This is a genomic window from Nonomuraea sp. NPDC003709 (assembly GCF_040610775.1).
Classification (GTDB): Bacteria; Actinomycetota; Actinomycetes; order Streptosporangiales; family Streptosporangiaceae; genus Nonomuraea; species Nonomuraea angiospora_A.
This window is the reverse complement of the sequence record NZ_JBEXMW010000063.1, coordinates 7,540-16,630: the sequence shown is the minus strand read 5'-3', so window position 1 is coordinate 16,630 and position 9,091 is coordinate 7,540. Positions and strand designations below refer to the sequence as shown.

Below are 9,091 nucleotides of genomic sequence, written 5' to 3'. Positions count from 1 at the left end.
CCACCACCATCCGGATAACGCATCCCACCGGCATACTCCCGAACCCCGCCACGAGCACGCAACCACGCCGTGTTACCTCAGACTTTCAAGCGCTGCAGCTCCCAGACGAGGGTGGCGCGCCCTTCTTCGGTCCTGCTTGTCCAGACGAACTGGCCGCTGCCGGTCAACCCGTGACGGAACCGCTCTCGGTCCAGGCCGGGCTCGGCTCTGCCTGCCTCCTCCAGCAGGCTCCTGAGAGCTGGCCGGCCTTGGATCCATGTGACGGTGAGATGTACCTCGTGGCCGGCGCTGGAGAATGGGGCGGTCATGAGTCGGCGAAGCCGTTCGCGTACAGCCACCTGCAGCTGCTGTTGGTACTTCATCGGCTGAGTCCTAATCAGTGTTAGCGAGTTGCCGTGCGGCAGACTCGGTGGTTGGTAGCCGCCCGACAGGTGAGCACTTGTGTGTCCTGGACTTCGAGTCCTGCTGAAAGACAGTGCCCCTGCCGGTTGGCCGGGAGAGTTGATCGCTTCTGGGATGTCGTTGCCCACTGACGGTGTCGGTGTGAGCACTGCTTGATTAGGTCGCTGATGGTTCTCCCGCCGGCTGCTGCTGGTGATCGTTTCCTGCGTAGGGAGAGCTGGTGCGACTGTTCGTTGGGGATGACTGGGCCGAGGCGCATCACGATGTGGAGGTGATGGACGCCTCCGGCCGCCGGTTGGCCAAAGCCCGTCTGCCCGAGGGCGTGGTGGGAATGGCCCGGCTGCACGCGATGATCGCCGAGCAGAGCGGCGACACTCCCGATGAGGACGTGGAGGTGCTGGTCGGGATCGAGACCGACCGGGGTCCGTGGGTGCCGGCGCTGGTCGCGGCCGGATACACGGTGTTCGCGGTCAACCCGTTGCAGGCCGCCCGCTACCGGGAGCAGCTGGGAACGTCGGGCGCCAAGAGCGACGCGGCCGACGCGCACATGCTGGCCGACATGGTTCGCACCGACTCCCACCAGCTGCGCCCGATCGCCGGTGACAGCCCGCAGGCCGAGGCGATCAAGGTTGTCGCCCGCACCCACAAGACCCTGATCTGGGAACGGACCCGGGCCGGGCAGCGGTTGCGGCACGCGCTGCGCGAGTACTTCCCCGCCGCCCTGACCGCGTTCGAGGATCTGGACGCCGCCGAAGCCTTGGACCTGCTGGCCAAGGCCCCCACTCCGGAGCAGGCCGCGAGGCTGAACGTCAGCCAGATCAGTGCAGCGCTCAAACGCGCCCGCCGCCGTGGCGACCTGGCCACCAAGAAGAGCGTCCTGGCCCGGTACGTGCACAACGACCGGCTCATCGACGCTCTGATGACCCAGGCCTCGGTGGCGCTGCGCGTCTCGGCCGGTGCCCGCGCCTACTACGACAAGCAACGCGCTCGCGGAGTCGGCTACAACACCGCGCTGCGCCAACTCGCCAACCGACTCGTCGGCATCCTGCACGGCTGCCTCAAAACCGGGACGCTCTACGACGAAGCGACCGCTTGGTCGCATCACGTCCAGAGTGCTACGGCTTGACATTCAAACTCCTGGGATGTCTTTCAGGGCTTGTGCGATCTGCTGTTCGACGACCTCGCCCGCGTTCTGGGCACTGCCGGTGTCGTCGATCAGCCGGACCTGGACGAAGCAGCAGGGACAGGTGACGGTAGCCTGAGCCACAACTTCTGAGTACCTGATCCACATTGGGTAACTGCACTGAGTGCAGGGAATCTCGAGATCTGCTTTGAGGAACTGCGTCGCGAGAGATTCACCCATGGCGGCATTCTTCCGTGCGGGTCTGACATCGAGGTGCCTGATCTCAGCAGGGCCGACATCTTGGGCTCGCCCTCGCGGCCCGGGTCGCCGGCGCGGTCAGCGGCTCTCGACCGTTACCGTGGTGCCGGACAGCCGTCCCTGGCGTGCGAGGGCGTCCACACGGTCCAGGTCCGACGACATCTGCCCGCGCACCGGCCGCGCCCGTCTCGGCTACGACCGCGCCCGCGTCCTGCTCGACAAGCACGCCGGCCTCGATCTGCACCAGTTGCGCCACTCCGCCGCCACTCACCTCGGCGACGCCGAGGTACCGCTGCAGCTCATCATGGGTAAGACCCGGCGCAAGAACCCCCGCACCGCCATGCGCTACGTCAAACCCGGCGCCGAGGCCATCGCCAAGGTCACCGAGGTTCTGGCACCCCGCCGCCGTACCCACTGATCAACCGAGTGGCGGCTTGCCGGAGCTTTAAGGAGTTCCGGGCCGTGACAGGGGCTGGTATGGGCCGCCCGCTCAGACCGTGTAGCGGCAGTCTGAGCGGGCGACGGTGATGATCCGAAGGTCAGGCGACCTCGTGCTGCCAGGTGCGGGAGGCTGGCCAGCGGCGGGGCGCCATCACCGATCGAAGCTGCAATTGGTCGGCACAGCATCCCTCGATGGCGTCGAGGACGTCGGGCGGGGTGTGGTCGTGCAGGTGCAGCGCGCGGACAGTGGCGAACACGGCGCGCCTGCCGGGGTCGCGGTGATGTTCTGCGAGACGGGCAGCGAGACCGTCATCGCGGCTGGCCTGACCCAGCCAACGGATGCGGCTGCCAGAGTCGGTGATCAGATAGATGGCGGTGAGGATGCCCAGCTCGGTGAAGACCTCGTAGTCGCTGAAGCGGGTGGGCGCCAGGTACGGGGCGATGAGGTAACGGCCCGCCGTCAGAGGGAGGGCGGCGAGCTTGGGCCGGGTCAGGACAGGGCCGGCAGGCAGCGAGGTGGCCGGGATCACTGGTCGGCCTTCTGATTGAGGTAGGCCGCGCAGGCGGAGTCGAAGTCGTCGATGTCGGCGGTGCCTCCCTGGAGGGCGATCAAGAGGGTGCCCAGGCCCCGGACGTCGGCCCGCAGCGCGTTCAGGGCGTCGGTCAACACGGGGATGACGGTGTCGGCGACGTTCGCTGGGAAGGCGGGCAGACCTGCGCTGGCCGCTGTGTCATGCAACTCCCGGGCCGCCTGGATTGTCCCGGCGACTTGCGTCGGCAGGCCCACGGTCACGACCGCCTGGAAGTTGGCGAGCGCTCGGAGCACAAGCTCCTGGGGGGTGGGATCAGGCTGAGCGGGGGCGTCGCCTGGTTCGGGAGACGGCGTGGGCTTTTTGGGACGCCTCGTGCCGGTCTTGGGAAAGACGTCGTCGAACCAGGTGCGGGTCGCGACCGTGCCCGGGACCGGGCATCCCTGCTCGTCGATCTGGCGGGGGAGGGTGCTGGTGTTGGTGGCGTGGGCCAGTTCCCGCATGAGAGCGATAGCGCGGACAGTGTCGAGCAGCAGGGCCGCGCGGACGTTGACGCCCCCGCGCCGGATCCGTGGCGCGTTCTTCTCGCCCTCTGTGCCGTTCTGAGCCTGCGCTCCCATCGATCCGCGATCGGCCTCGACGATCTTGTGTTCGGCGAGCCAATGGATGCTGCGCGTCACCAGAAAGGTGTCCAGGGCGTCGCTGTCGCCCTTCTCAGCCCGCTCCAGCAGCGTGGACCAGCTGTCCGGGGAGGCGCGGAAGCCGCCGTTCTTGATGGCGCCGGCGGGCAGCAGCCCATCGAGCACGCGGGGGTTCCACCGCTGGCTGTAGCCGTCGCTGATCACTGCGGAGATCATGCGGGTGCGATTCTCTACGTGGCGCTTCCCGGTGGCGTACGGCGCGGGCTCGCCGATCACCTCGCGGACCAGGGTCCGGTCGGCGGCGTCCGCCGGGAACACCGCGTTGAAGATCGCGATGTCGCGGCGATCCCGGGCGTCGACCGGGGACTCGGTGGGGCGGGGGGAGGGGTCGGGGCCTTCGCCAGCGAGCCAGGCGCGGTCGGCTTCGGTAAGGCGCCCGGCTGCGGTCAGTTCGCGCAGTAGCGCGCGCACGTCCGAGGCCGCCTTGTCTGCGAGGCCGTAGTCCAGGGGTGGCCTGCGGTGGTCGACGCGGTTGGGGTCGAACACCGTGTTGTGGAAGCTGGTCAGGGCGTCGGCGCCGATAACGAGTTGGAACGGGACGGTGGCCACCTGCGCGGCCCGTCGGACGGCCTCGTGCTCGGAGTGGTCGGGGTCGGCGTAGATCTTCCGCAGAAGGTCGGCGAGGATCGGAACCCAGTAGTACGGGTCGGCGCTGATCGGGTCGTCGAGCCATGCTCCGTCCTGCTCGTTCTTGTTGCGCAACATCTCCTGCGGCTGGATCCCGAACACGATGTCCCGGGCTTTGAGGCCGTGGAGAGTGAGGCGAGCGCGGGACCGGTTCGCGCCCCTGATCGACATCAGGTCCACGACCGACTGCTCTCCCGCGTCGCCGGAACCCTCCTCGCGGATCCGGCGAACCAGCGGCACGTGCAGGGTCTGGGTCTGCTGGCCGTGGGCGGCGACGTCTTCGGCCAGCCGGTAGCCGCGGTCTCCGTCGGCCTGGTCCAGCGCGCTCTCCATCGTCTCCAGCAGGATCGCCAGGTGGTTGGGCGTGACCGGGCTGGTGGTGAGGAACGGGGCGGGCCGCCCGGCGAGGTGACCGGTCTCCAGAGCGGGCAGCGTCAGGAGGGGGTCGGCGCCAGGGCGCACGGGGGAGTGGAAGGCCGAGCGAATCCGCTCGTTGTATTCGCTGGGACTGCCGGCGAACCCATGCACCCTCCCGTTGAGGATCTTGAGGCTACCCTCGTGGGTGATGGCCTCGGGCCTCAGCCGGTACTGGCTGTCACCGCGCGGCCTGGTCAGGAGGTCCTTGGGGTGGACAAAGTACGCCGCGATGGCGTTGGTGATGTGCAGCGGCAGGTTCGTCTCCGCGGCGAGGGCGGTCGACAGGTGGTTGGTCCACTCGCGTTTGTCTGCGCCCGGGAATGGGTTGTCGTCGGGGGGCAGGCTCGTGCTGGTCATGGGGGACCTCCGAGTTAGGCGTCGGCAGTCGCCGACGAGGTCGGGCTGCCGGACCAGGTTTGGTCCGGCAGGACATCGAGGCCCGGACCTCCGTTGGCTCTCGGAGGCTTCCAGCTCCCGGCCACGCCCCATCGATTGCGATGGCACGCGTGTTCGGATCCCGTCCTTCACCAACTTCCGTCGCCGCGCCCGTATCGCCCCTGACAGGCGGGGCAAGAGCGAGCATCGCGGACACCCCCGGCGGAAGACCGCCATTGGGAGTCAGGAGATGGATCAGGCATCGGGCCTGAATGCTTGGCGCGACCTTACCCGTTCCCCCCGACAATTTCGGGGCAGGCGCCCGAGCCGGAGGGCCTCCAGTGCCCGGGCCCCCGGCGTGAGGACACGCCATACAGCGACTGGCTCATCCCTGTCTTCGACCGCCGGTACCACGCGCCGGAGCACGAGCCCCAGCTCCGTCTGTTCTACGAGATCATCCGTCTCGTGCTCGGACGCCCCTCCCGCAGCAAGGTCGTCGGGCTCTCCACCATCCCCGTCGTTGAGATCGACGGCGGCTTGCTCACGGTGCCGCCCTTCAGACGCCAGGGGATGCTGGGCTTCCTCATTCATCGTCGCACTGCCGGGAGGCCCCGTCAGCCGCTCGAAGTGGTCTCCATGCCCGCAGCGTGCAGACCACTTCGCGCATTCGTGCAGACGACTTCGAAAACTGACAGACGGATTTCGGGACGATCGTTCCTGCGGAAATGCGGTCAGAGTGAAGGCCTTCACGACCGTCCCGCAAACGACCGCTTCGCGACGTCGTGATGACTGGTAACGCGTTCGCCACTATGGGCCCGCTCGTGCCGGTTCGGGAGCACTCTGGAGACATGTCGAAGACGACGCCGGGGGCGGAACGCGTGCCAGGGTCGCGGCTGTGGCGCGGCGTAGCGGTGATCGCGGTTGTGGTGTTGGCGGCCTCGCTGGTGGTGGGGCTGGTCTGGTTCTTCGCGGATCCACTGCACCTGCCACCGGAGGTGCTGGAGGTCCTGGATCAGCGGGCCAGTGTGGTCGGCATGTTCACCGGCATGGTGGTCGGTGTGGCCGGGCTGGTGGTCGCCGTGACGGCGTTGCGGGCGCAGGTGCGCGCCCAGTCGGCTGCCGTCGTTACACCGGACGCGCCGGACGCCACGCAGAAGACGTTGCCGCAGGTGTCGGCCTCGGGCGAGCGGTCGATCGCCATCGGCGGCGACAACACTGGCATCGTCTCGACCGGTGACGGGGCGCGTAACGTGCAGATACGGGCGGAGGCCTCGGGCCAAGGCCGGGTGTACCAGGCCAGCGGCGACCAGACCATTCACGAAGGCGACGATCACCGTCGCGCCTACGGCGGCGATCACCTCGAGTTCCACCACAACACCTTCCACGACAAGGTCGTCGGCAAGCGGGTGGGCGACCCTTACCCCGCCGCGCCGGCCGGGAATGACGACGGGGATGACGATGGGCGGCTCTGAGGGCGACCACATCGACTTCCACGACAACGTCATCAACAAGGCCGTGGGCGTCGAGCACCATCACCACTACCCACCCGCACCCGAGCCCGGCCAGATCGTCGAGGGGGACATCCCGCAGCGCCCGCCCGGCTTCCAAGAGCGCCCCCAGCTGGCCCAGCGGCTCGCCGAAGTACTCGGCGAGCCCGGCGCCAGCGGGCGGGATGCGGGCAGCGGCGGAGCGGTAGTGATCTGCGCGCTGGCCGGCACGCCCGGGGTAGGCAAGACGATGCTGGCCGCCTCCTACTCCTGGGCCTGCCAGGCCGCGCGCTGGCCGGTGGTGGCCTGGATCGCCGCCGAGACCCCCGAGCAGATCCTGGCCGGGCTGGCCGCTCTGGCCGAACGGCTCGGCGAGCGCCGGCCCGATGATGACGCCGCCACGGCCGCGCGGCGTGCCAAGGCTTGGCTGGCCGCCACCACCGAGCCGGTTCTGCTGGTCTTCGACAACGCCACCGACGTGGCCGCGCTACGCGCCTGGTGCCCCGCCACCGGCGCCACCCGAGTGGTGATCACCTCGCGCAATCGCGCCTTCCTGCGCGCCTATGAGCCGGTGCAGGTGGAGATGTTCACCGCCGCCCAGGCGGCGGCCTTCCTGCACGAGCGCACCGGCCTGGCAGACCCGGCCGGCGCCGCCGAACTGGCCGCCGAGCTTGGGCATCTGCCGCTGGCCCTGGCCCAAGCTGCCGCGATGATCTCCCGGCTACCCCTGGACTACCACGGCTACTTGGAAGAGCTGCGGGCCTTCCCCGTCGGCGACTACCTGCCCGCCCAGCACGGCGACGCCTACCCTTCCGGCACCGCCGAGGCGATCTTGCTGTCGATCACCCAGGCCGAGGCCGCCCTGCCGAGGGCGCAGGAATTGCTGGGCATGCTCGCGGTGCTGTCCCCAGCCGGCGTCCCGCTGCCGATCCTGCACCGGTGGACCGGTGCGGGCACCGAGCCGGTAGGCGTCCGGCGGCTGCTGGCCGACCTGGCCGACACCTCGCTGATCACCTTCAGCGAGGACCGCCAAACGGTCTTGATGCACCGCCTCATCCAGCGTGTGCTCCGCGAACGCGCCGCCCACCACGGCGGCCTCGACACACTTCTGGACCAGGCCACCGGCCTGTTGCACGCCTTCAACGCCACGCTGCCCGACGGCTCCGGCACGTGGGCGGCTCGCGTCGCGGTCGAGCTGCTCATCGAACAGACCGACATCCTCTACCGGCAGGCCCGTTCCGGCAACGGCCTGCCTGCTGACCTGCTGGATCTCCGCGCCTGGTGCGGCCGGTACCTGTACGACGTGGCCGACCTCACCCGCGCCATCCCCCTGCTGCAGCAGACCTTCACCGACCGGGAGCGGGTGCTGGGCGGCGACCACCCCGACACCCTGGCATCCCGCAACAACCTCGCCCACGCCTACCAGGCAGCGGGGAATGTGGGCCGGGCCATCCCGCTGCACGAGCAGACGCTCACCGACTACGAGCGGGTGCTGGGCGCCGACCACCCCGACACCCTGACCTCCCGCAACAACCTCGCCGACGCCTACCGGTCGGCGGGCGATCTGGGCCGGGCCATCCCCCTGTACGAGGCCACGCTGACCGAGCGGGAGCGGGTGCTGGGGACCGACCACCCTTCCACCCTGTCCTCCCGCAACAACCTCGCCAGCGCCTACCAGGCAGCGGGGAATCTGGGCCGGGCCATCCCGTTGTTAGAGGCGACGCTGGCCGACTTCGAGCGGGTGCTGGGCGACGACCACCCCGACACCCTGTCCTCCCGCAACAACCTCGCCTACGCCTACCGGTCGGCAGGCGATCTGGGCCGGGCCATCCCCCTGTACGAGGCCACGCTGACCGAGCGGGAGCGGGTGCTGGGCGGCGACCACCCCGACACCCTGACCTCCCGCAACAACCTCGCCTACGCCTACCAGGCAGCGGGGAATCTGGGCCGGGCCATCCCGCTGCACGAGCAGACGCTCGCCGAGCGGGAGCGGGTGCTGGGCGGCGACCACCCCGACACCCTGACCTCCCGCAACAACCTCGCCGCCGCCTACGAGGCGGCGGGGGACCTGGGCCGGGCCATCCCGCTGCACGAGCAGACGCTCGCCGAGCGGGAGCGGGTGCTGGGCGGCGACCACCCCGACACCCTGTCCTCCCGCAACAACCTCGCCGGCGCCTACGAGGCGGCGGGGGACCTGGGCCGGGCCATCCCGCTGTACGAGGCGACGCTCGCCGAGCAGGAGCGGGTGCTGGGCGGCGACCACCCCGACACCCTGGCATCCCGCAGCAACCTCGCCTACGCCTACCGGTCGGCAGGCGATCTGGGCCGGGCCATCCCGCTGCACGAGCAGACGCTCGCCGAGCGGGAGCGGGTGCTGGGCGGCGACCACCCCGACACCCTGTCCTCCCGCAACAACCTCGCCCACGCCTACGAGACGGCGGGGGACCTGGGCCGGGCCATCCCCCTGTACGAGGCCACGCTGACCGAGCGGGAGCGGGTGCTGGGCGGCGACCACCCCTCCACCCTGACCTCCCGCAACAACCTCGCCAGCGCCTACCAGGCAGCGGGGAATCTGGGCCGGGCCATCCCGCTGTACGAGGCCACACTCGCCGACTGTGAGCGGGTGCTGGGCACCGACCACCCCTCCACCCTGACCTCCCGCAACAACCTCGCCAGCGCCTACCAGGCAGCGGGGAATCTGGGCCGGGCCATCCCGCTGTACGAGGCCAC

At 69.6% G+C, this 9,091-nt stretch carries 8 protein-coding genes; 4 read left to right on the top strand and 4 right to left on the bottom strand.

Going from position 1 to position 9,091, the window contains the following annotated elements; all coding sequences use genetic code 11:
* Positions 1–77: 77 nt before the first annotated feature.
* Positions 78–362, bottom strand: a complete 285-nt coding sequence (locus tag ABZX61_RS65270) for a hypothetical protein (protein WP_355213105.1) — start codon at positions 360–362, stop codon at positions 78–80.
* A 266-nt stretch (positions 363–628) separates the two neighbouring features.
* On the opposite strand from ABZX61_RS65270, the gene ABZX61_RS65265 reads away from it, so the two are divergent.
* Positions 629–1,528: an IS110 family transposase gene (locus tag ABZX61_RS65265; RefSeq protein ID WP_355213107.1), complete on the top strand. Its 900-nt coding sequence runs from the start codon at positions 629–631 to the stop codon at positions 1,526–1,528.
* Positions 1,529–1,531: 3 nt separating this feature from the next.
* Here the strand turns inward: ABZX61_RS65265 and ABZX61_RS65260 are convergent, their stop codons facing one another.
* The gene (locus ABZX61_RS65260; RefSeq protein ID WP_355213104.1) at positions 1,532–1,765 is read right to left on the bottom strand and encodes a hypothetical protein; all 234 of its coding nucleotides are present in this window, start codon (positions 1,763–1,765) and stop codon (positions 1,532–1,534) included.
* A 121-nt stretch (positions 1,766–1,886) separates the two neighbouring features.
* Between ABZX61_RS65260 and ABZX61_RS65255 the strand changes: the two genes are divergently transcribed.
* Positions 1,887–2,201: a hypothetical protein gene (locus tag ABZX61_RS65255; protein ID WP_355213102.1), complete on the top strand. Its 315-nt coding sequence runs from the start codon at positions 1,887–1,889 to the stop codon at positions 2,199–2,201.
* 121 nt (positions 2,202–2,322) lie between these two features.
* Here ABZX61_RS65255 and ABZX61_RS65250 read toward each other — a convergent pair whose 3' ends face one another.
* Positions 2,323–2,754 (bottom strand): hypothetical protein, encoded by a 432-nt coding sequence (locus tag ABZX61_RS65250; RefSeq protein ID WP_355213100.1) that lies wholly within the window; start codon positions 2,752–2,754, stop codon positions 2,323–2,325.
* Positions 2,751–4,856 carry a hypothetical protein gene (locus tag ABZX61_RS65245; RefSeq protein WP_355213098.1) on the bottom strand — a complete coding sequence of 702 codons (2,106 nt, stop codon included), beginning with the start codon at positions 4,854–4,856 and terminating at the stop codon, positions 2,751–2,753. Before ABZX61_RS65245 ends, ABZX61_RS65250 begins: the two co-directional genes overlap by 4 nt.
* Positions 4,857–5,722: 866 nt before the next feature.
* Between ABZX61_RS65245 and ABZX61_RS65240 the strand changes: the two genes are divergently transcribed.
* Positions 5,723–6,346: a hypothetical protein gene (locus tag ABZX61_RS65240; protein ID WP_355213096.1), complete on the top strand. Its 624-nt coding sequence runs from the start codon at positions 5,723–5,725 to the stop codon at positions 6,344–6,346.
* Positions 6,333–9,091, top strand: a 2,759-nt coding sequence (locus ABZX61_RS65235; RefSeq protein WP_355213094.1) for a tetratricopeptide repeat protein, incomplete at its 3' end; no start/stop codon positions are given. The genes ABZX61_RS65240 and ABZX61_RS65235, both read left to right, overlap by 14 nt.